The organism is Roseomonas sp. F4, from assembly GCF_053891155.1.
Window position 1 is genome coordinate 332,727 of sequence record NZ_JBSSHK010000005.1, and the last position, 19,903, is coordinate 352,629.

Here is a 19,903-nt window from a genome sequence, read left to right on the forward strand (position 1 = left end):
CGGCGAATGGTTGAGGATGTCAACGGTAAGGGACGGAGACAACCAAGATGCACATCACCCGCCGCCAGGCACTGGCCGGTCTCGGCCTGGCCACGCTTGGCCTGCCTGCCGCCCAGGCCCAGCAACCCTGGCCGAACCGCACCATCCGCTTCGTCGTGCCCTTCGCACCCGGCGGCCCGGTCGAAGTCCCCACCCGCTTCATCGCGGACCACCTGACCCGCAGCCTCGGCCAGACCATCCTGGTGGAAACGCGCCCCGGCGCCGGCGGCGCGCTCGGCGCCCAGGCGGTGGTGCGGGAGAACGACCCGCATACGCTGCTGGTCTCCACCACCGCCGTGGCCATCGCCCCCGCCCTGATGGCCAATCCCGGCTACCATCCGCTGGACGACCTGGTGCCGATCTCCATGCTCAGCGACACACCCATGGTGCTGCTGGCCAAGCCGGACCACGCCATCAAGGACCTGCCGGACCTGATCGCGCGCGCCAAGGCGCGGCCCGGCGGCATCACCTACGCCACCTCCGGCGTCGGCTCCACCACCCATCTGGCCGGCGCACTGCTCGGCGTGCGGGCCGATATCGACCTGCTGCACGTGCCCTATCGCGGCGCGGCCCAGGCCATGACAGCCCTCTACGCCGGCGACACCGACCTTCTTGTCATCGGCACGATCGAAGCCCTGACCCACATCCGCGAAGGCCGGCTGAAAGCCATCGCCATCACCAGCGCCGAACCCAGCCCGGCCCTGCCCAACGTACCCCCCATCAACACCGCCGTGCCCGGCTACGACATGACCATCTGGTACGCCATGTTCGGCCCCCGCAACACACCGCCCGAGGTGGTACAACGCCTGGCCACCGAAATGGCCCCCCTCGCCCGCGGCAACATCCTCGCCGACCGCATGCAGGAAAGCGGCGCACGCCTGCTGCTGGACGGCCCCGCCCGCCTGGCCGAACGCATGCGGATCGAAGTCCCCCTGTGGCGCGACGTGGTACGGCGGGCCGGCATCCAGGCGTCATGAAGGTGGCACTGGTGATGCGAGAGGGGCGTTGCCCCCCTCGCGCTCCCCCCACGAAGGGTCAGAGGACCCTTCGAACCCCGGTATGGAGGAGCAGGATGGAGGAGGGGCACGGCGGACCCGAGGGGCCAGGCGCGCGCGCATGCCCCTCCTCCATCCTGCTCCTTGATGGGATCCCAAAGGGACCACTGTCCCTTTGGTGGGGGGTGCGGGGGGCAAAGCCCCCTGGCAACAACCAGCGCCACCTGCAAGGACGCTCGCATGACCGACCTGCCTGACCGCTTCGAGCCGTTGGATCCGGCGATGCAGCCGGTGGTGCCGATTGTGGGGTATCCGAACACAGTGCGGCGCAATCCGTCGCGGGTGCCGTTTCGGCGGGTGTTGACGCGGACGGAGTTGACCGGGCCGTTGGACCTCTCGGGGAAGCTGCGGCCGGGAGATGACAATCTGGCGGTGCTGGGGCCGGGGCGGATGGCGCAGGGGCAGCTCATTCATGTGGGCGGGCGGGTGCTGGACGAGGATGGGCGCCCGGTGGCGGGGGCGATCGTGGAGCTGTGGCAGGCCAATGCGGGCGGCCGCTATTTCCACCCGATCGACCAGCGGGATGCGCCGCTGGATCCGGACTTTGTCGGCAATGGGCGGACGCGCAGCGATGGCGAGGGCCGCTATGGCTTTTTCACCATCAAGCCGGGCGCTTATCCGGTGCCGGACAGTGGCCGGTGGTGGCGGCCGCCGCATATCCATATTTCGGTGCTGGGGCCGGGGTCGCTGATGCGGCTGGTGACGCAGATGTATTTTCCGGGCGACCCGCTGAACGGCATCGACCGCATCCTGAATTCCGTGCCGGATCTTGCGGCCCGCGCCCGCTGCATCGCCGCCAGCGTACTGCCGAGTGAGATCGAGGGCGATTGGCTCGGCTACCGGCACGACCTGGTGCTGCGCGGCCGCCATGCGACACCGCCGCTGTGAGCGCCCGCCCCAACGCCCCGCGGGTGCCCACCGCCTGGGCGACCATCGGCCCCTTCTTCCCGCAGACCTTTTTCCGGGAGGGTGACAACGACCTGACCCGCATGGCGCCCGATGCGCCACAGACGGCGCGCGGCGCGCCGATGTGGCTGACGGGCCGCGTGTTGCAGGAAGGCGGCGGGCCTTGCGTGAATGCGGTGCTGGAGGCCTGGCAGGCCGATGCCGGGGGCCGCTTCCGTCATCCGCGCGACCCGGAATGGCGGCTTGCCGATCCTGGCTTTTACGGCTGGGGCCGGGCCTGGACCGATGCGGAGGGACGCTTCGCCTTCCGCACCGTCATCCCCGGCGGCTATGCGGAGGCTGGCGGCCAGCGCGCGCCGCATATCAATCTGGCGATCATCGGCAGCGGCATCATGGGAAGGCTCGCCACCACGGTCTTCCTGCCCGGCTTCACCGCGCAGAATGCCGCCGACCCGGTGCTCTCCGCCGTGCCGGAGACGCTACGCCCGCTGCTGATCGCCGCGGAGGATGGCCAGGGCCCGGATGGCGCGCCGCGCTACCACCTGGACCTGCTGCTGCGCGGCGACGCGGCGGAGGAGACGCCGTTTTTCGAGGACTGAAGGGCGGTTACCGCTGCCGCCAGGGCAGCCCATCGGCCTTCCAGCCGGCGACGCCGCCGCGATGGCCGTCGTGGTCCACCGGCCCCTCGAAGCCGTCGGCGACGTTGAAGGCGTGCGGAAAACCGCCATGTTGCGCCGCCTGGCCGGCCGCCAGGCTACGGGCGCCTGACCGGCAGATGAAATAGAGTTTGGAAAGCGGCGTCGCGCCCGCGCGATGCAGCTGTTCCACGAAGGCGCCGTTGACCTGCATGCTCGGATAGACCTGCCATGGGATCAACGCGACCTGCTTGCCGACCGCGCCAAGGTCCGGTAACCCGACGAAGTTCCATTCGGCATCTGTGCGCACATCCACCAGAATCGCATCGGGATCCTCGGCAAGGGCCTGGTAGGTGGCGCGGGGGCTGACATCGGGAACACCGGGCATGACTGCCTCTCCGTCGGTTTGGTATCCGGAGGATGGGGCTTGGCAGGCTGCGGGACAACCATCGGCACACCGCGCACAGCCATGCGTGGGTTGAGTAAGGGAAGACGGTTCATGTCCGAGACGCAGGAAACCCACGACCACATGGGTCGGAAGATCGTCGAGTCGAAGGCGGCGATGTTCCAGCAGGACCTGCCCTGGATCATCGCGACCGTCGCGCTGACCGTCTTCTGCATCATGGCGCTGGCCGGCTACTTCCGCCTCTGATCCAGCCATGCGGCGGGGCGTCTGGCTTTCGGGCCAGCCGCTTACCGCCGCAAATAGTTCTGCCCGTCGATCACCAGCATATTGTCCGACCCCGGGTCACCGCGGAAGATGGACAGGCGCTGCTCGGCGCCCGCCATGTCGCGCAGCGTCAGGACATGGCCCGCGATCTCATAGCGCCCGTTGTTGTCGCGTCGCGGGGCGCTGGTGGTGACACCGCTGCGGCCGCCGCCGACCTCTGAGGTGCTGCTCGCCCCGGCCCAGCCGGTGCGCCGCCAGGTGCCGTCGCGGGACAGAGTCAGACTGCGCTGCACAGCCACGGAACCGCTGGAGAAGGCCGTGCTGCCGCTGCTGGCGAAGCTATAGCGCCACACCCCCTCCAACCGAGTACCGGGCGCGAAGGGTTCGACCCGCCGCCAGAGATCGCCATCCAGCTCGATGCCCCGGGACTCCCGGCTGAGGGGCAGGGTGCGACGGGACACGCGGCCGAATTCGTCCTCCACCTCCAGCAGCGTGATGTTGCGGCCTGACAGCGCATAGGTGCCGCAGCGCTGCGGCGTCTCGGCACAGGCGGCGGCGACACCCTCCGGCGCCGGCGGTTCGCGGATGAACAGGCCGTCGGGGGCGAAGGTCAGGCTGCGCATATCCGCCCGCATATCCATGCCGCCAAAGGCGTTCGGCATCAGCCCCGTCACCATGCGGGTATAGTGCCCATCGAGCCCGCCGGCACCCCGCGGCGGCGTCAGCGCGAAGCCCGCCCCGTCGCCATTCAGCCGCAGTGACCGCACCAGGCCGGCGAACTCGCCACGAGCCTCCCGCGCGGCCTGCCGGGGTGGGTTCACCAGGAGCAGGGCGACCAAGGCGCGGTTGCCCTGGACTTCCAGGCCGATATGCACAGCCTGCAGCCTGGGTCGGCCGCCGCTGCGTTCCTCGATGCGCATCCGCCCGCCTTGCAGTGTTTCACCCTCCCGGATCCGGGGTCGCGCCTCGGCGAGTTGCTCCGGGTTGCGGGTCCAGGCGGTCATGATCGCCTCGAAACGCCCGACCCGTGCGGCCTCCGGTCGCGCGACCAGGATCATCGCCGTTCCGGGGCGGGCGTTGCGGCCTTCCTCGGCGGGCAGCGGGCGGGTGAACATCAGACCGGCCGGCTGTTCCTGCCGCGTCCAACCCGCGGGTGCTTCGAAGGACAGGCCGCCCAATGTGTCGGCCAGGGCGGCGGGGCAAAGCAGCAGGCAGGCCAGGATCATGCGACGCATCGACGGGTTCCCTGCTCCGTTGCCTTGCCGCAGGCAAAACGGGGAACCCGCCTGAAGTTTCCCCGCAGCCTCAGCCCGCTGCGCGCAGCCGGATGGCCAAGGGTGGGTCGTCGGTGGCGAAGATATCGACGCCGAGCGCCAGCATGCGGCGGATGCTGGGCGCGTGGTTGGCGCCCCAGGTGCCGATGCCAAGGCCCGCCCGGCGCAGCGTCGCCACCAGCTCCGCATCGATGGCGCTTTCATGCATCCCGACCTCGGGGAAGCCATGGGCGCGGGCGATCGCCAGCAGCCCTTCCACCCCGATATCGCGCAGCGTCGTCAGCTCCAGCAGCCAGGCCACGCCGGCCAATCCGCCGGCCTGCTGCGCGGCCGCCATGGTGTCGGCGTGGAAGCCGATGATCCAGCTCCGCCGCCTTTCACCCGCCGCGTCCAGCACCGCCAGCGTCGCCGGGACGATGCCGGGATAGGGGCGGCCGTTGACGTCGCACTTGATCTCGATGCGCGGCGCCACCGGGCTGCCGGCGAGGATGGCGAGGTACTCGGCCAGTGTCGGCGGCGCTTCCCCATCCGTGCCGCGCACGCGCACCTGCGCGGCCTCGGCCGCCGTCAGCGCCGCCAGTGGGCCGGTGTGGTCGGTGGTGCGGTTCAGCAGCGCGTCGTGATGCACGACAAGCGCGCCATCCGCCGTCATGTGAATATCGCATTCCGCCTGCTCCAGCGCGAGGCGGGCACTGTGGCGGAAGGCGGTGGCGCTGTTCTCCGGCCAGAGGAACAGGCCGCCGCGATGGCTGGCGATCAGGGTCTTGTGGGGCATGGCGTGGCAGCATCGCCGCGCCGCGCGACAGAATCCAGCCCTGGCTGGCACGGGCCGGCGAGTTGCATTGCACCAGCGCAAGGCCCGGCGCATAAATGCACAGGCCCATCCACGGCCGGCAGCCTCAGGCGCGGAGGGCTTCGTGACCCTGTCCATCGTCATTCACCGTCCGGAACCTGGCGACGCGCTGGGGGCTGATGAGGCCGAGGCGATGCGCCTCGCCGTGCGCGACGCCGTATGGGAAATCGCCGACGCCCATTGGACGCTGGGCAGCGATGCCATCCTGGTCTCCACCGACCTCTCACCAGACTACATGCTGAGCCATTTTCGACGCGCTCTGACCCGCCGCGGCTTCGACCGGACGGGGATGCTGCTGGTGACCAGCGTCGGCCCCAGGGCGGCCTGGTCGGACCTGCCGAGCGAGGCGGAGGGCTGGCTGCGCGAGGTGCTGGCATGACCGCATCCGCGCGGACCGCGCCCGGATCTCCGGGCCGGGCTCAGCGGCCGCGCTTGTGCTCAGCCGGGGTGACTTTCGTCGCGTAAATTCGCATGGGACGGGAAATGCGCGATTACGCGGTAAATCACTCGCGTCATGGTTGCCGCACCGGTTAATGATCCTGCTATAAGGCATCGTGTGCGGTACGGTTTCAGCCGCCGCAGCCCGTCTCCCCCCGGGCGGGTCATGATCGCCTTTGGGAGCCATGCATGCCGCCGACCAATAGCCGTCGTCTGGTCACCACGCTGCTGGCGCTCGCCGCTTTCGCCCTGGCCTCCCTTGGCGGCGCGGCCAGCGCGCAGGCGCCGTCGACCGCGGCGGCGCCGGTCATCCGGCTCAAGATCGTCGGCGGGCTGGCGGATGTCAGCCAGTATGTGCGCTACGAGGAGCCCTTCTGGCGCAGCCGCATCACGGAGCTGACGCAGGGCCGGGTGCAGGCGGAAATCGCGCCCTTCGACCGCAGCGGCATCCGGGGGCAGGAGATGCTGCAGCTCATGCGCCTGGGCGTGGCGCCCTTCGGCACCGCGCTGCTGGCCATCGTCTCGACCGAGGAACCCGAATTCAACGCGGTGGACCTGCCGGCGCTGGCGCCCGACATGGCCAGCCTGCGCCAGACCGTGGCGGCCTTCCGCCCGCATATCGAACAGGTACTGCGGGAGCGCTACCAGATCGAGCTGCTGGGCATCTACACCTATCCCGCCCAGGTCGTGTTCTGCTCCCGCCCCTTCTCGGGTCTCGCGGATCTGGCCGGGCGGCGCATCCGCTCCTCCTCCGTTGGGCAGTCGGAGATGTTGCAGGCGCTGGGCGCCACCCCGGTGGTGATCCCCTTCGCGGAAGTGGCGCAGGCGCTGCGCGGCGGCGTGGTGGAATGCGCCATCACCGGCACCCTGTCCGGCAATGCCATCGGGCTGCATGAGATCACCAGCCATGTGCATGCCATGGCGCTGGCCTGGGGCATTTCCATCTTCGGCGCCAATGCGAATGCCTGGGCGGCCCTGCCCAGCGACATCCAGCAGATCATCCGCACCGGTATCAATGACCTGGAACGGCAGATCTGGGCCGCGGCCGATCGCGAGACCGGGGATGGCCTGGCCTGCAATGCCGGCCTGCCCGGTTGCACCGCGGGCCGTCGCGGCAACATGACCGTGGTGCCGGTGAGTGCCGCCGACGACGAACGCCGGCGCCGGCTGCTGACGGAGGTGGTGCTGCCGCGCTGGGTCAACCGCTGCGGGCTGGACTGTGTCGATGCCTGGAACGACTACCTCGCCCCGCTTCTCGGTATCCGGGCGCGGCCTGAGTAATGTCGAACGCCCGCCGCCTCCGCTTCGCCGTCCTGGCCGCCGCCATCCTGCTGCTTCTGGCACAGGTGGTGGCGACCGCGATGCTGCTCGACCGTTCCCGCGGCGCGGCACTGACAGCGGCGACGGATACGGCGGACCGCGTCAGCCGCGCGGTCGAATCCTCCATCAACCGCAGCTTCGTGCAGGTGGATGCGATGCTGGCGGGGCTGCCCTCCATCCTGGCACCCTATGCCCGCGACGGCCGCTTCGACGCCATGGCGGCCGGCCGGGTGATGCGGGAGCTGAACAACCAGAACTTCACCTTCCGCGACGTTCTGCTGGTGCGGGGGGATGGGATGCCCATCGCCACCTCCCTCGCCGTCTCCCGCCGCCGCCCGCTGCCGCTGCCGCTCGGCGCGGCCTTCACCGATGCGACGCCCAATGCCGGCAGCGTCATGATCGGCGGCCCGGTGCAGAACCCGGCAACCGGCGAATGGGCGCTGTTCTTCGCCCGCCCGGTGACGATGCCGGTGCTGGGCCAGATCACCGCGGTGGCGGAAGTGCCGGTGCCGATGGTGGGCAGCCTGCTGTCCGTCGGCGGCAGCGCCCCCGGCCTGCGCATCACGCTGGAACGGGAAGATGGCACGCTGCTCGCCGCCCTGCCGCATGACGAAACCCGCATCGGCCGCCGCCTGTCGCGCCCCCCCTCCGCCCTGGTCGGGCTGACGGAAACGCGCAGCCGCTTCAATGACGAGCCGGTGCTGGTCGCGGTGCGGCCAACGCTCTACCCGTCACTCTCCATCGTCACCACGATCGAGCTGGCGGCGGCGCTGGAGGGCTGGAGCACCGACCGCGAAAGGGCGCTGATCGTCTCCGCCGCCTTCGCCGCCCTGGTGCTGGCACTGGCCGCCGCACTGCTGCTCGGCCTGCGGCAGCGGGAGAAGGTGGAGGCGGAACGCGCCCGCTGGCGCTCGACGCTGGAAAATGCGCTGGAGAGCATGTCCGACGGCTTCGTCATGTTCGGCCCGGACGACCGGCTGCTGGCCTGCAACCAGCGCTACAAGGAATTCTACGCGATCTCCGCGCCCTTCATCAAAGCCGGCGCGGCCTTCCGCGACATCATGCGCGAAGGCGCCAAGCGCGGTCAGTATCCCCAGGCGGTGGGCGACATCGAAGCCTTCGTCGACGAGATGGACGCCCTGCGCCATGCCAACAACCCGCCGATCGAGCGCCTGCTGCCGGATGGCCGCTGGGTGCTGATCACGGAGCGCAGCACGCCCGATGGCGGCACGGTGGGCATCCGCACGGATATCACGCCGCTGAAGCGCGCCATGGATGACCTGGCCCAGGCGCGCGATTCGGCCCGCGCCGCCGGCGAGGCGAAAAGCCAGTTCCTGGCCCGCATGTCGCATGAGCTGCGCACGCCGCTGAACGGCGTGCTCGGCTTCGCCCAGGTGCTGCTGCGCGATCCTAACCTGAACGAGGAACAGCGCGAGCAGGTGGTGACGCTGCATGAGGCCGGGCGGCATCTGCTGGAGCTGGTGAACAGCCTGCTCGACCTGTCCAAGATCGAGGCCGGCAAGGTCGATCTGCATCTGCGCGACGTCGCCGTGCGGCCGCTGCTGGAAGGCTGCGCCGGGCTGCTGGCGCCGGAGGTGGATCGCAAGGGCATGGTCCTGGCGCTGAGCATCGCCCCCGGCACGCCGCCGGCGGTGGAGGCGGATGCGACGCGGGTGCGGCAGATGCTGCTGAACCTGCTGTCCAACGCCGTGAAGTTCACCCCGCCTGGTGGCCGGGTGGACTTCCGCGTGGGCCCGATGGCGGATGGCCGGAGCGGCCTGCGGATCGAGGTGCAGGACACCGGCCCGGGCGTGCCCCCGGAGAAGCGGCACCTGCTGTTCGAGGATTTCTCCCAGCTCTTCCCCGTCGCCGGGCAGGAAGGCGCCGGCACCGGTCTCGGCCTCGCCATCTCCGCCCGTCTGGCCGCGGCGATGGGCGGGCGCATCGGCTGCGACAGCGAATCCGGCCAGGGTGCCCGCTTCTGGGTGGAGCTGCCGCTGCGGGAGGTGGCGCTGCCGGATCTGCCCACCCTGCCCGTCCCCGGCGCCCTGCCCGATGCGGCGCTGCCCGCGCCGGGCCGCAGCCTGCGCATCCTGGTGGCCGATGATGTCGCCGCCAACCGGATGGTGGCGCGCGCCATGCTGGTCGGCGCCGGGCATCGCGTGGACAGCGCCGCGGATGGCGCCGAGGCCTTGGCCGCCGTGGAGCGCGAGGCCTATGACGTGGTGCTGATGGATGTGCAGATGCCGGTGATGGACGGGCTGGAAGCCACCCGCCGCATCCGGGCGCTGGACAGCGCCCGGCGCCGCGTGCCGGTGCTGGCCGTCACCGCCTCCGCGCTGCCGGAACAGGTCGCGGCCTGCCGCGCGGCCGGAATGGATGGGCATCTGGCGAAGCCGATCGACCGTGAATCGCTGATCGCCGCCGTCGCCCGGCTGGCCGCGGGGGACTCCCTGCCCGGCACCAGCGCGGCCGCCTCCGCCGAGGCGCAGCAGCCGCTGCTGGATCAGGGGGCGCTGCGCAACCTGGCCTCGGACCTCGGTCCGACGGCGGAGGTGGTGATCGCCGAATTCGTCTCCGAGGTGCGCTTCGGCTACGAGACCTTGTCGGTGCCCGGGATCGTCGAGGAAATTCCCCGCCTGCGCCACGCCGCGCATCGCATGCTGGGCGCCGCCCGCACGCTGGGCGCGCGCCGCCTCGGCGCGCTGACCGAGGCGCTGCAAAAGGACCTGCATGCCGAGCGCGACCCCGCCGAGGCGCTGCGCCAGGTGCTGGAGGCCGCCGCCGCCACCCTGCCGCTGATCGAGGCGCCGCTGGAGCGCATTCCGCTGAACGACACTGCCCCGCCATCGCGCAGCTCGCGCCTGGCCCAGGGCGTGGGGAATTGAAGCGGGTTCAATTCACCCGCACCGGCACCTCACCCCTGACCCGCATCGGCGCGATCGGCGGGCGGACGAAATAGGGCGGTAGCTCGCTCCACAGCGCACCGCGTCGCTGCTCCGCCGCACCGAAGTCGAACAGGCAGCGCATATAGACCGGGTCGAAGTCCTCGGTCGCGGTGCAGGGCATCTGGCGCGGGATCCAGGCGGCGCGGAACTCCACCTCATCCCGCTCGGCGATCAGGAACAGCTTGTACAGGTCGCCGATGGCGCTGCCGCGGATCAGCGCGCTGATCGAGGCGCCGCCGACCGAGAAGATACGCGGCCGCACCGGCACGTGGTCGGTCAGCACGCGGTTGTTGACGATCACCCACATCCGCCGGTCGATGTTGCGCCCGATCTGCTGGCGGGTCAGCGCCGCGATCGGCACCTGCGGCGAGATCAGCATGACCTGGGAGGTGGCGCCGCCATCCACATGCATCTCGTCGAAGCGCCGGCCATCGGCTGTCTGCACCGGGATGAAGACCGGCGGGAAGGCGATGGGCACGGCGGCGGAAGCGCGGATGACATCGCGGAACAACTGCACGGCGCCCGGATGGCCGGAAGCGGCGATGGCGCCCATGTTCCAGATCATCGGCCGGCCGTAATCGAGATTGGTGGTGCCGACAAACAGCAACCGCCCGCGCTGGTATTCCGCCGCGATCCTCGCCAGCAACGAGGCATCGACATAATGCGCGATGCGCTCGGCCAGCCCCGTCGTATCCGTCAGCGCCACGCCGGAGATCAGCCCACTGAGCACCGTGCTGCGCGCGACCTGGCTGGTGCGGAGCGTGGTGTAGATCTCCTCGATCACCGGATCGTAGTCGGAACCGAGGAAGGCAAAGGGGGCGATGATGGCGCCGGTGCTGACACCGGCGACGGCGGCGAAGGGCGGCCGGGTGCCGGATTGCGACCAGGCCTTCAACACGCCCGCGCCAAAGGCGCCATCCGGCCCGCCGCCCGACAGCGCCAGGTAATGCAAGACCGGCATCTGGCCCGCCTCTGCCCTTGCGCCATATCGCAGGCGCAGGATGCCGGCCTGGCGTTCCACCAGCGCGTCCAGCGCATTCGGCTCCAGCACATCGCCCCAGACGCGCAGGCCGGGAAGACCCAGCGGATGCGCCTCACTCGCCAATTCGGTCGGAACGGCATTGCGGGTGATGCTGGCGCAGGCGCCGAGCCACGGCAGCAGGGCACAGATCAGCAGCCGAAAAAGGGGTCCTGGCCGGTTCATCGCGCTGTTGCCCCTGAAGTGTGATGGCCCGAGGTGCGTGGGCACCAAAGGTCTGAATCGCGCGTTTCAACAGAGCTGGCGCGCATGGACGGAATCGCATGCCAGGTCCTGAGCGGCGGAGACTGGCCCGGCCGGCATTGACGCATCCTGAAGAAGATCAGGGCAGCGTCGCGATACGCCTGGCCAGCAGATCGAAGAAACCCGGTGCATCGAGCGTTTCCAGCAGCCGCAGATTGGGAGTCCGGCCCAGGCGCTGCCAGCGGTCGATCAGCGTGCGGCCCCGCCCCGGCCCAGGGCCGCAATCCACCTCGGCATGGGCTTCCTTCGCCCCGAACAGGTCGGGCGCCAGCAGCCAGGCGATCGCGCAGGGATCGTGCAGCGGAAAGCCCCGAAACCCCATGCGGCGGGAGGGGGGCAAGGCGCGCAGGATGGCTGTCGCCGCGCGCCAGCAGGCGCCACCCGCCCGCGCCTCCAGCGCCGTCACCACATCGGGCGTCACGAAGGCCTGGGCGGTCAGGTCCAGCGTCGCCATGGTGAGTGGGCAGCCCAGGCCGAGCAGGATGGCCAGGGCCTCCGGGTCGTTCCAGGCGTTGAATTCGGCGGCGGGGGTGATGTTGCCCTCGGACCAGGCGCCGGACATCAGTACGATCTCCGCCACCCGATCGACCAGCGCCGGCTCCGTCGCGAAAGCCAGCGCCAGGTTCGTGACGGGGCCGAGGCCGATGAGGGTGACGGAGGCCGGCGCCGCGCCGCGCAACAGGTCGCGGATGGCGTCCGCGGCGATACCGGGCGCGAGCGGCGGCCCCTCCGGCAGCGTCACGCCGCCAAGCCCATCCTGGCCGTGCACCGCCGTCTCGAAGCGGAACGGCGCCATCAGGGAACGTTCGGCCCCGGCCACCACGGGGATGTCCCGCCCGGTCAGCCCGACGATGGCCCGCGCATTCGCCGTGGTGGAGGCCAGCCCGACATTGCCGCCGGCCACCGTCACCAGCCGCACATCCAGCTCCGGCGAGGCCAGAGCCAACCACAGCGCGATGGCGTCATCCGTGCCCGGGTCGCAATCGATCAGCGTGATGCGCGCGCTCATGCCAGTTCCCGCTCCACCAGATTGCACCAGAAGGCGACGCCATGCGGCAAGGCAGCATCGGCGAAGTCGAAATGAGGGTTGTGGTGCACGCCCTCGGGATGCGCCGGGTCGCCGGTGCCGAGCCAGGCATAGGCACCGAGGCGCAGGGCCAGAAATTCGGAAAAATCCTCGCCGGCGGTGATCGGCGGGTGGTCGTCCTGCACCGCGGCTGCGGTGCCCGTCGCGGCCGCCACCATCACCGCCGCCTGCGCCGCATGGTTCACCGTGGGGGCGAGGCGGCGGATGTAGCGCGGTTCGGCCCGCAGCCGGTACAAGGTGGCGACGGCCTGGGCGATCTCGCCGATGCGAGTCTCGATCTGGGCGCGCACCGCCTCGGTCAGGGCACGGGCGGTGCCCTTCAGGAAGACGGTGGCGGGGATGACATTCGGCGCAGCCGGATTGCCGGCCGCCATATGGCCGACGCTGACCACGGCGGTGGCCAGTGGGTCGACCTCCCGCGCCGCGATGGCCTGGATCGCGGTGATGAACTGCGCCGCGGCCAGGGTGGCATCGGTGCCCAGATGCGGCTTGGCGCCATGGGTGCCGGCGCCAGTGAAGGTCACCTCCCAGGTGTCGGAGCTCGCCAGCACCGACCCCTTCGGCACGGCGATGGTGCCGAGCGGCAGGCCTGGCAGGTTGTGAATGCCGTAGACGGCGTCGACGGGAAAGCGATCGAACAGCCCCTGCTCCACCATCACCCGCGCGCCGCCGAGCGATTCCTCCGCCGGCTGGAAGATCAGTTGCACGGTGCCAGCGAAGCGGTGCCGGTTCGCCGCCAGCCACTCGGCGGCGCCGAGCAGCATGGTGGTGTGACCGTCATGGCCGCAGGCATGCATCCGGCCGGGTGTCTCGCTGGCATAAGGCAGGTTCGTGTCCTCGGTCATCGCCAGCGCATCCATATCGGCGCGCAACCCGATGGCGCGGTTGCCCAGGGAGCCATGCTTGCGGCCCTGCACCGTGCCGACCACCCCGGTGCCGCCGATCCCCTCCGTCACCGCGATGCCCCAGCCACGCAGCAATGCGGCGACGCGTGCGGCGGTGCGGTGCTCCTCGAAACCGAGCTCCGGATGACGGTGGAAATCCTGACGCCAGGCGGTCAGTTCCGGCAGGCGGGGGGCGAAGTCATCGGGGCTGGGCAAGGGGCGCGCCTCAGGCGGTGGAGGCGGGCGGCATAGCATTTCCTGGCCCCCAGATCGCCTCCTCCGAAAGCCCCAATTCCGCGAATTCCGCGGCGCGCAGCGGCGCTTCCCCCACCGAATAGAATTCGTCGAGCTGCGGTGGCTTCACGCTTGTGGAGGACAGCATGGCATGGGCCTGGCCGCGATGGTGGATCTGGTGCTGGAACAGGTGCAGCAGCAGCCGGTCGCGCCGTTCCTCCTGCACCCGCGTATCTCGGTTCACTCGCACGATGCTCGCCAGCGCTGCCTCATCCAGCCCGGCGCAATGCGCCACCAGCCGCCGGTCCACCGCCGCCTGCGCCGCGTGCAGGCCGGGCAGATCGGGATGCGGGATCCGGTTGGCCCAGGCGGCGGGGCCGAGCCAGCCGCCTTCCAGCGCATCGACATAGAACCAGTCGACGATGAGGATATGGTTCAGCGTCGCGATCAGGCTGGGGAAGAAGCCGCTGCGCGGCGCGGCCATCTCCTCCGACGTCAGCCCGGCGCAGGCCTTCAGCAGGCGGTGGTTGGACCAGGCGTTGTTGCAGGCCTGAGCGTGGAACAGGTTCGGGGTCATGCGGTATGCGCTCCGCCGGTTGCGGTTGACCGGCCGAGCATGGCAGTTTGCCGCCGCACACCCAATGGATCCCGGATGGCGTATTGGCAGCACTTTGGCGCGCCGCCGGCCTCGCGCGCGCCCTATCACGATCGCTACCCCGCGCCGATGCCGGATGGCGCGTTGCTGGACCTGCCGCTGCGCGACTTTTCCGATTTTGGCGTGGCCGGGCTGATCGCCAACCAGGCCAGTTTTGCCGTCATCCGACGCCTTTCCGGCTGGATGGCCGAGGCCGCCCGACCCTTGCAGCCCGAGGTGGTGGTCGGCCTGCCCAGCCTCGGCCAGGTCTTCGCCCCGCTGGTGGCGGAGGCGCTGGGCCATACGAACTGGGTCGCACCCGGCTGGTCGCGCAAGCGATGGTACGAGGAACGGCTGTCCGTGCCGGTCCATTCCATCACCTCCCCCACCCCGCGCCGGCTCTGGCTCGATCCGCGCATCCTGGACCGGCTGGCGGGGCGGCGCGTGCTGCTGGTGGATGATGTGATCTCCACCGGCACCTCCGCCCTCGCCGGGCTGGCGCTGCTGGCGGCCGCGGGCGTCACCCCGGTGGGGCTGCTGGTCGCCATGGCGCAAGGCGACCGCTGGCAGGCCGCCTGGCCCGCCGCCATCCCGGTCCGCGCCGCCTTCGCCACCCCCATCTTCCGCCCCTCCCCCGCCGGCTGGCTGCCGGAGGAAGGGACTGCCCCGCATCACCTCTGCCTGCCCCTTCCCGCCGAGGACCACGCCGCATGATCCGCCAGCTTCGCGCCGCCCTGCTCGGCACCGCTTTGATCGCCAGCCCCGCTCTGGCGCAGGACAATATCCGCATCGGCGTGGAGGCCGGGCCGACCAGCCTCGACCCGCATTTCGCCAGCCTCATCACCAACATCGCCTTCGCGCGCCACGTCTTCCAGCCGCTGATGGAACAGGACGCGAAGCAGGACCTGCGCCCGGCTATCGCCGAATCGCTGCGGCCAATCGACGAGCTGACCTGGGAGGTGAAGCTCAACCCCGCCGCCCGCTTCCATGACGGCGCACCCGTGACGGCGGAGGATATCGCCTTCACCATCAGCCGCGCCGGGGACGTGCCGAACTCCCCCTCCTCCTTCCGCTACGCCACGCGCCCGATCACCGGGGTGGAGACGGTGGATGCGACCACGCTGCGCATCCGCACCAGCCAGCCGACACCGCTGCTGCCGAACTTCCTGGCGCTGGTGATGATCGTCTCCAAGCGGCATGGGGAGGGTGCGAGCACCGCGGATTACAATGCCGGACGCGCCATGGTCGGCACCGGGCCGTTCCGCCATGTCTCCTGGCAGCCCGGCAGCCCGGTGGTGATGGAGCGCAACCCGGCCTTCGCCGGCGCCGCGCCCGCCTTCCAGCGCGTGGAATTCCGCCCGATCCCGAATGCCGGCGCCCGCGTCGCCGCGTTGCAGGCCGGCGATGTGGACATGATCGAGATCGTGCCGCCCGATCACTTCACCCGCTTCAAGGCCGATACCGCACGCTTCGCCACCGCCGAAAGCCCATCGAACCGCCTGATCTTCCTGACGCTGGACAGCGACCGGGTGGACAGCCCCTTCATTCGCGGCCGCGACGGGTCGCGCATCGACAATCCGCTGCGCGATGCGCGGGTGCGCCGCGCCCTGTCGCTCGCCATCAACCGGGACGCCATCGTCAGCCGCACCATGCAGGGCCAGGCCCTGGCGGCCGGCGATCTCGGCCCGCCCGGCTATTTCGGCACCTCGCCTGACATGACCGCGCCGCCCTTCGACCTGGCGGAGGCGCGGCGCCTGCTGACCGAGGCTGGCTACCCCAACGGCTTCGCCGTGCAGGTGAACGGGCCGAATGACCGCTACCCGAATGACGAGCAGGTGGTGCAGGCCATCGCCCAGATGTGGACCCGCCTCGGCCTGGCCACGACGGTGGAGACCAAGACCCGCGCCATGTGGCTGAGCGAAGCGGCGCAGCTGCGCTATTCGGTGAACCTCGCCGGCTTCTCCCCCAACCCGGAACTGCTGGGGATGCTGGAGACGCAGGTCCATAGCTGGGACACGACGCTGGGCCTCGGCACCGCCAATCGCGGGCGGTTCTCCAACCCCGAGATCGACGCCATCATCCAGCGCGCCCGCACCACCATCAATGACGACCAGCGGCGCGCGCTGACACAGCAGGCGACGCGGATGGCGCTGGTGGACCAGACGGCGCTGATCCCGCTGTACTTCCCCGTGAACACCTGGGCGATGCGCCGCGGCTTCACCTATGAGGCGCGGACCGATGAGATGACGCTGGCCTTCACCGCCGGGCGCGCCGCGCGATGAGCCAAGGGGGGAATGAAGCCGTCGATCCCGCCATCCGCGCCCGCGCCGTCCAGGCCGCACGCGGCTCGGCGCCCTTCGACCTGCTGCTGGTGGGCGGCACCGTGGTGGATGTCGCGACGGGCGAATTGCGCGCGGCGGATATCGGCATCGTCGGGCCGCTGATCGCCTCCGTCCATCCGCCCGGCGAGCGGGGCGATGCGCAGCGTATGGAGGATGTGGCGGGGCGCTTCCTGGCACCGGGCTTCATCGACAGCCATCTGCATTACGAAAGCAGCTGCATGGCGCCGGCGGATTACGCCGCCGTCGTCGTCCCCGCCGGCACCACCACCTGCGTCTGGGACCCGCATGAGCTGGCCAATGTCCTGGGCGTGCCGGGCGTGCGCTGGGCCGTCGAAGCCTCCCGCGATCTGCCGCTGCGCACCCTGGTCGCGGCGCCGTCCTGCGTGCCCTCCGCCCCCGGGCTGGAACTGGCCGGCGCGGAGATCGGCGCGGCGGAAATGGCCGAAATGCTGTCCTGGCCCGAAGTGGTCGGGGTGGCGGAGGTGATGGACATGCCCGGCGTGCTGCGCGGCACGGCGCACATGACGGGCATCGTCGGCGCGGGCATGGCCGCGGGCAAGAACGTCAACGGCCATGCGCGCGGCCTGCTGGATGCGGAGCTGCAAGCGTACGTCACGGCCGGCGTCACCTCCGACCATGAGATCACCGCCGCCGAGGATTTTCTGCAAAAGCTGCGCGCGGGCCTGACGGTGGAGCTGCGCGGCAGCCACGACCAGGTGCTGCCCGGCGCCGTCGCGGCGCTGGCCACGCTGCCACTGCTGCCGGCGAATCTGGTGCTTGCGACGGACGACATTTTTCCGGATGAACTCGTCGCCAAGGGCGGGCTGCGCGACACCATTGCACGGGTCATCGCACGCGGGTTGTCGCCGATCTCGGCGATCCGACTGGCGACGTTGCACGCGGCGATGCGGCTGAAGCGCGATGATCTCGGGCTGGTGGCGCCTGGGCGACGTGCGGATATCGTCGTGCTGTCCGACCTCGCCACGGTCGCGGTGGATCGCGTGCTGGCCGATGGCGTGGTCGTCGCGCGCAACGGCGCGTTGGTGACGGCGCCGGCGCGTCGCGTGGATGCGCCCACCAATACGATGAAGCTCGCGCCGCAGACGCCGGATGCCTTTCGGCTGCATGTGAACGGCGTTCGGGACGGCCAGGCGAGGCTGCGCCGCATCATCGGGTCCCGCTTCACCGAATGGGGCGAGGCGGATGTCACGGTGCGGGACGGCGTGGCAGAAGTGCCGCCCCGCCACGCCGTGCTGACCATCATCCACCGCCATGGCCGCGCACCGGCTTTGCCCAAAACCTGTCTGACGGATGGCTGGGGCGCGATGCGGGGCGCCATCGCCACCACCATCGCCCATGACAGCCACAACCTGCTGGTGCTGGGCGACACCGCGGAGAACATGGCCGCCGCCGCGAATGCCGTGATCGCAGCGGGCGGCGGCATGGCCGTGGCGCAGGACGGCGCGGTGACGGCGCTGCTGCCACTGCCCATCGCCGGGCTGCTGGCCGAAACACCCCCCGCCCTCACCGCCCGCAATTTCGCGGCGCTGCGGGCCGCGGCCGACCAGGTGTGCGACTGGCAGCCGCCCTATCGCATCTTCCGCGGCATCACCGGCATTTCGCTCGCCTGCAATGCCGGGCCGCATCTGACCGATCTCGGCCTGACCGATGGCGGCACCGGAGAGGTCTTCGATCCGGCGGAGGCTCTTCCGGTCTAGGCACGCGCCGCGCAGCGCGCCGGATGCCGCCGCCGTTGCAGCATGGCGGCGAAGCCGGCCAGCGCCGCGATGCCGGCGGGGATCAGCAGCAGTTCCAGCCCCAAGGCGCCGGCCGGATGCACGGCCAGCGCCGTGGCGACGCCCCAGGACAGGAACAGGCCGAAGCAGAAGACATGCAGGCTGTGCTGACCGATCACGGCCAGCACACGCGGCACGGCGCCATGCATCCAGGGCGCCTCCCGCGGCACCAGCACCGCCACCAGCCAGGCCAGAGCCAAGGCATGGGCCAGCCGCAGCGGGCCGAGGACCGGCTTATGCGCCGCATTCTCCAGCAGCGCCGGCGCCGGCATGACCCAGCCATAATGGCCGAGCTTCACCCACAGCCCCGCGGCCACCACCAGCGCCGCCAGCATGAACAGCATCGGATGCCTTGGCAGAGGTGCGCCACCCAGCAGCGCCCGCCGGCCGCACCAGGCACCGAGCAGGAACAGCACTTGCCAGGCAAAGGGATCGAAGCCGATCTCGGTGCCACCCAGCCCCGGCGGCGTCAGCCCAAAGATCTGCGTCGCCGCATACAGGCCGAAGGGCACCAGCAAGGCCCGGTCCCCGACCCGCTCCAGCAACCACAGGAAGGGTGCCAGCATCAGCATGCAGAACACGAACAGCGGCAGGATATCCATGAAGGCCGGCTGGTAGAGCAGCACCAGCGTGCCGGCGATGGCGCGCAGCGGGTCCTCCGCCAGCCAGCCCCAGCCCACGGCCTCCGGCGGCACGGGGGAGGTCATGCGCGCCCAGAACACCATGGCGGCGAACAATACGAAGACCACCAGATGGGTCAGGTACAGCTTCCGCACCCGCCCCATCAGGTCGCGCAGCGCCGCGCCAAACCCATCCCGCGCCCGCTTCAGCGTGAAGACGGAGCCGAGCGCCAGGCCGGAGAGCAGCACGAACTGCTCCGAACTGTCGGAGACACCCCAGCTCGCATGGATGCCCCAGAAGAAGACAGCGCCGAAGGCATGGGCGATGAAGATGGAAACCTGCAACCAGCCGCGCAGCACATCCAGGCGCAGGTCTCGCGGCGGGCGCTTCAGGGTCACGGCGGCCATGGCGCTCACGCCGCCCGCGGCAGAAGGCGGGCGCGCAGCCAGGCGATGGCGGCAAAGGCTTCCTCGCGATGCGCGAACAGCACGAAGGCCGCCATGAACCAGGTGAAGACCGCTTCCTTGAACAGCACCCCGCCATCGCCATAGGGGTCGATGCCGAGCGGGCTGACGGTGTGGAAGAAGATGGCGCCCGACATGGTGCCGAGCGACAGCGCCGCGCCAATCATCCGCGTGCGCGGGATCAGCACGAAGACGGCGCAGAAGATTTCCAGGATGGCGACGAACAGCCGGAACGGCTTCTCACCCCCCGGCGTGCCGAGCCAGTCGGACAGGATGGTGAAGAGGTGGACCGAGCCCTCATTCCCGGTCAGCTTGAACTGCTGGTACCAGGTCAGCTCATAGGCGATCCAGATTGCCGCCGGCCAGGCCAGCAGCTTCAACACGCGGTCGGTGGTCATGGCGGGCGGCTCCAGGAAGAATA

General features: G+C 70.3%; 19 protein-coding genes. 10 read left to right on the top strand and 9 right to left on the bottom strand.

Annotation, left to right across the window (positions count from 1 at the left end; all coding sequences use genetic code 11):
- Positions 1-47 precede the first annotated feature (47 nt).
- The 3 genes from ACVFYP_RS21380 (at position 48) to pcaG (ending at position 2,599) form a co-directional block, all read left to right on the top strand.
- The gene (locus ACVFYP_RS21380) at positions 48-1,016 is read left to right on the top strand and encodes a Bug family tripartite tricarboxylate transporter substrate binding protein (RefSeq protein WP_499202236.1); all 969 of its coding nucleotides are present in this window, start codon (positions 48-50) and stop codon (positions 1,014-1,016) included.
- Positions 1,017-1,274: 258 nt separating this feature from the next.
- A complete protein-coding gene (locus ACVFYP_RS21385; protein ID WP_499202237.1) occupies positions 1,275-1,982 on the top strand; it encodes a dioxygenase family protein in 708 nt (235 codons plus the stop codon).
- Complete coding sequence (gene pcaG / locus ACVFYP_RS21390; protein WP_499202238.1) at positions 1,979-2,599, top strand: protocatechuate 3,4-dioxygenase subunit alpha; 621 nt, start codon at positions 1,979-1,981, stop codon at positions 2,597-2,599. The genes ACVFYP_RS21385 and pcaG overlap by 4 nt, the downstream gene beginning before the upstream one ends.
- A 7-nt stretch (positions 2,600-2,606) precedes the next feature.
- Here the strand turns inward: pcaG and ACVFYP_RS21395 are convergent, their stop codons facing one another.
- On the bottom strand, positions 2,607-3,023 hold the full coding sequence (locus ACVFYP_RS21395; RefSeq protein WP_499202239.1) for a rhodanese-like domain-containing protein: 417 nt from the start codon (positions 3,021-3,023) through the stop codon (positions 2,607-2,609).
- Between the two features lie 111 nt (positions 3,024-3,134).
- Here ACVFYP_RS21395 and ACVFYP_RS21400 point away from each other — a divergent pair, with 111 nt between their 5' ends.
- Positions 3,135-3,287 carry a hypothetical protein gene (locus tag ACVFYP_RS21400; RefSeq protein WP_499202240.1) on the top strand — a complete coding sequence of 51 codons (153 nt, stop codon included), beginning with the start codon at positions 3,135-3,137 and terminating at the stop codon, positions 3,285-3,287.
- 41 nt (positions 3,288-3,328) lie between these two features.
- Here ACVFYP_RS21400 and ACVFYP_RS21405 read toward each other — a convergent pair whose 3' ends face one another.
- Together ACVFYP_RS21405 and ACVFYP_RS21410 are read right to left on the bottom strand one after the other, a co-directional pair.
- Positions 3,329-4,540 carry a hypothetical protein gene (locus ACVFYP_RS21405; RefSeq protein WP_499202241.1) on the bottom strand — a complete coding sequence of 404 codons (1,212 nt, stop codon included), beginning with the start codon at positions 4,538-4,540 and terminating at the stop codon, positions 3,329-3,331.
- A 70-nt stretch (positions 4,541-4,610) separates the two neighbouring features.
- Positions 4,611-5,354: a glycerophosphodiester phosphodiesterase family protein gene (locus ACVFYP_RS21410; protein ID WP_499202242.1), complete on the bottom strand. Its 744-nt coding sequence runs from the start codon at positions 5,352-5,354 to the stop codon at positions 4,611-4,613.
- A 142-nt stretch (positions 5,355-5,496) separates the two neighbouring features.
- Here ACVFYP_RS21410 and ACVFYP_RS21415 point away from each other — a divergent pair, with 142 nt between their 5' ends.
- The 3 genes from ACVFYP_RS21415 to ACVFYP_RS21425 all read left to right on the top strand — a co-directional run bounded on the left by ACVFYP_RS21415 (position 5,497) and on the right by ACVFYP_RS21425 (position 10,078).
- Positions 5,497-5,811: a hypothetical protein gene (locus ACVFYP_RS21415; protein WP_499202243.1), complete on the top strand. Its 315-nt coding sequence runs from the start codon at positions 5,497-5,499 to the stop codon at positions 5,809-5,811.
- A gap of 248 nt (positions 5,812-6,059) precedes the next feature.
- The gene (locus ACVFYP_RS21420) at positions 6,060-7,151 is read left to right on the top strand and encodes a TRAP transporter substrate-binding protein (RefSeq protein ID WP_499202244.1); all 1,092 of its coding nucleotides are present in this window, start codon (positions 6,060-6,062) and stop codon (positions 7,149-7,151) included.
- Positions 7,151-10,078 (top strand): ATP-binding protein, encoded by a 2,928-nt coding sequence (locus ACVFYP_RS21425; protein WP_499202245.1) that lies wholly within the window; start codon positions 7,151-7,153, stop codon positions 10,076-10,078. Before ACVFYP_RS21420 ends, ACVFYP_RS21425 begins: the two co-directional genes overlap by 1 nt.
- 7 nt (positions 10,079-10,085) lie before the next feature.
- Here the strand turns inward: ACVFYP_RS21425 and ACVFYP_RS21430 are convergent, their stop codons facing one another.
- From ACVFYP_RS21430 to ACVFYP_RS21445, 4 genes are all read right to left on the bottom strand, one after another.
- Positions 10,086-11,342, bottom strand: coding sequence for a patatin-like phospholipase family protein (locus ACVFYP_RS21430; RefSeq protein WP_499202246.1), 1,257 nt, complete (start codon positions 11,340-11,342; stop codon positions 10,086-10,088).
- A gap of 157 nt (positions 11,343-11,499) precedes the next feature.
- A complete protein-coding gene (locus ACVFYP_RS21435; RefSeq protein ID WP_499202247.1) occupies positions 11,500-12,429 on the bottom strand; it encodes a nucleoside hydrolase in 930 nt (309 codons plus the stop codon).
- On the bottom strand, positions 12,426-13,607 hold the full coding sequence (locus ACVFYP_RS21440) for an amidohydrolase (RefSeq protein WP_499202248.1): 1,182 nt from the start codon (positions 13,605-13,607) through the stop codon (positions 12,426-12,428). The genes ACVFYP_RS21435 and ACVFYP_RS21440 overlap by 4 nt, the downstream gene beginning before the upstream one ends.
- A gap of 10 nt (positions 13,608-13,617) precedes the next feature.
- Positions 13,618-14,202 carry a DinB family protein gene (locus tag ACVFYP_RS21445; protein ID WP_499202249.1) on the bottom strand — a complete coding sequence of 195 codons (585 nt, stop codon included), beginning with the start codon at positions 14,200-14,202 and terminating at the stop codon, positions 13,618-13,620.
- Positions 14,203-14,277: 75 nt separating this feature from the next.
- On the opposite strand from ACVFYP_RS21445, the gene ACVFYP_RS21450 reads away from it, so the two are divergent.
- From ACVFYP_RS21450 to ACVFYP_RS21460, 3 genes are read left to right on the top strand one after another with little or no spacing between them, the layout of a single operon-like run.
- Positions 14,278-14,973 (top strand): phosphoribosyltransferase, encoded by a 696-nt coding sequence (locus ACVFYP_RS21450; protein ID WP_499202250.1) that lies wholly within the window; start codon positions 14,278-14,280, stop codon positions 14,971-14,973.
- Positions 14,970-16,541, top strand: a complete 1,572-nt coding sequence (locus tag ACVFYP_RS21455; protein ID WP_499202251.1) for an ABC transporter substrate-binding protein — start codon at positions 14,970-14,972, stop codon at positions 16,539-16,541. The genes ACVFYP_RS21450 and ACVFYP_RS21455 overlap by 4 nt, the downstream gene beginning before the upstream one ends.
- The gene (locus ACVFYP_RS21460; RefSeq protein WP_499202252.1) at positions 16,538-18,319 is read left to right on the top strand and encodes an adenine deaminase; all 1,782 of its coding nucleotides are present in this window, start codon (positions 16,538-16,540) and stop codon (positions 18,317-18,319) included. Before ACVFYP_RS21455 ends, ACVFYP_RS21460 begins: the two co-directional genes overlap by 4 nt.
- Here the strand turns inward: ACVFYP_RS21460 and ACVFYP_RS21465 are convergent.
- Both ACVFYP_RS21465 and ACVFYP_RS21470 read right to left on the bottom strand, forming a co-directional pair.
- Positions 18,316-19,425: an OpgC family protein gene (locus ACVFYP_RS21465; RefSeq protein WP_499202253.1), complete on the bottom strand. Its 1,110-nt coding sequence runs from the start codon at positions 19,423-19,425 to the stop codon at positions 18,316-18,318. The genes ACVFYP_RS21460 and ACVFYP_RS21465 overlap by 4 nt on opposite strands.
- Before the next feature lie 5 nt (positions 19,426-19,430).
- Positions 19,431-19,880, bottom strand: coding sequence for a hypothetical protein (locus ACVFYP_RS21470; protein ID WP_499202254.1), 450 nt, complete (start codon positions 19,878-19,880; stop codon positions 19,431-19,433).
- Between the last annotated feature and the right edge of the window lie 23 nt (positions 19,881-19,903).

Bases quoted from the DNA above. Each gene is read 5' to 3' on its own strand.
- ACVFYP_RS21380 (WP_499202236.1), top strand. From the start codon at position 48: ATGCACATCACCCGCCGCCAGGCACTGGCCGGTCTCGGCCTGGCCACG.
- ACVFYP_RS21385 (WP_499202237.1), top strand. From the start codon at position 1,275: ATGACCGACCTGCCTGACCGCTTCGAGCCGTTGGATCCGGCGATGCAG.
- ACVFYP_RS21395 (WP_499202239.1), bottom strand. From the start codon at position 3,023: ATGCCCGGTGTTCCCGATGTCAGCCCCCGCGCCACCTACCAGGCCCTT.
- ACVFYP_RS21400 (WP_499202240.1), top strand. From the start codon at position 3,135: ATGTCCGAGACGCAGGAAACCCACGACCACATGGGTCGGAAGATCGTC.
- ACVFYP_RS21405 (WP_499202241.1), bottom strand. From the start codon at position 4,540: ATGCGTCGCATGATCCTGGCCTGCCTGCTGCTTTGCCCCGCCGCCCTG.
- ACVFYP_RS21410 (WP_499202242.1), bottom strand. From the start codon at position 5,354: ATGCCCCACAAGACCCTGATCGCCAGCCATCGCGGCGGCCTGTTCCTC.
- ACVFYP_RS21420 (WP_499202244.1), top strand. From the start codon at position 6,060: ATGCCGCCGACCAATAGCCGTCGTCTGGTCACCACGCTGCTGGCGCTC.
- ACVFYP_RS21425 (WP_499202245.1), top strand. From the start codon at position 7,151: ATGTCGAACGCCCGCCGCCTCCGCTTCGCCGTCCTGGCCGCCGCCATC.
- ACVFYP_RS21430 (WP_499202246.1), bottom strand. From the start codon at position 11,342: ATGAACCGGCCAGGACCCCTTTTTCGGCTGCTGATCTGTGCCCTGCTG.
- ACVFYP_RS21435 (WP_499202247.1), bottom strand. From the start codon at position 12,429: ATGAGCGCGCGCATCACGCTGATCGATTGCGACCCGGGCACGGATGAC.
- ACVFYP_RS21445 (WP_499202249.1), bottom strand. From the start codon at position 14,202: ATGACCCCGAACCTGTTCCACGCTCAGGCCTGCAACAACGCCTGGTCC.
- ACVFYP_RS21450 (WP_499202250.1), top strand. From the start codon at position 14,278: ATGGCGTATTGGCAGCACTTTGGCGCGCCGCCGGCCTCGCGCGCGCCC.
- ACVFYP_RS21455 (WP_499202251.1), top strand. From the start codon at position 14,970: ATGATCCGCCAGCTTCGCGCCGCCCTGCTCGGCACCGCTTTGATCGCC.
- ACVFYP_RS21460 (WP_499202252.1), top strand. From the start codon at position 16,538: ATGAGCCAAGGGGGGAATGAAGCCGTCGATCCCGCCATCCGCGCCCGC.
- ACVFYP_RS21465 (WP_499202253.1), bottom strand. From the start codon at position 19,425: ATGGCCGCCGTGACCCTGAAGCGCCCGCCGCGAGACCTGCGCCTGGAT.
- ACVFYP_RS21470 (WP_499202254.1), bottom strand. From the start codon at position 19,880: ATGACCACCGACCGCGTGTTGAAGCTGCTGGCCTGGCCGGCGGCAATC.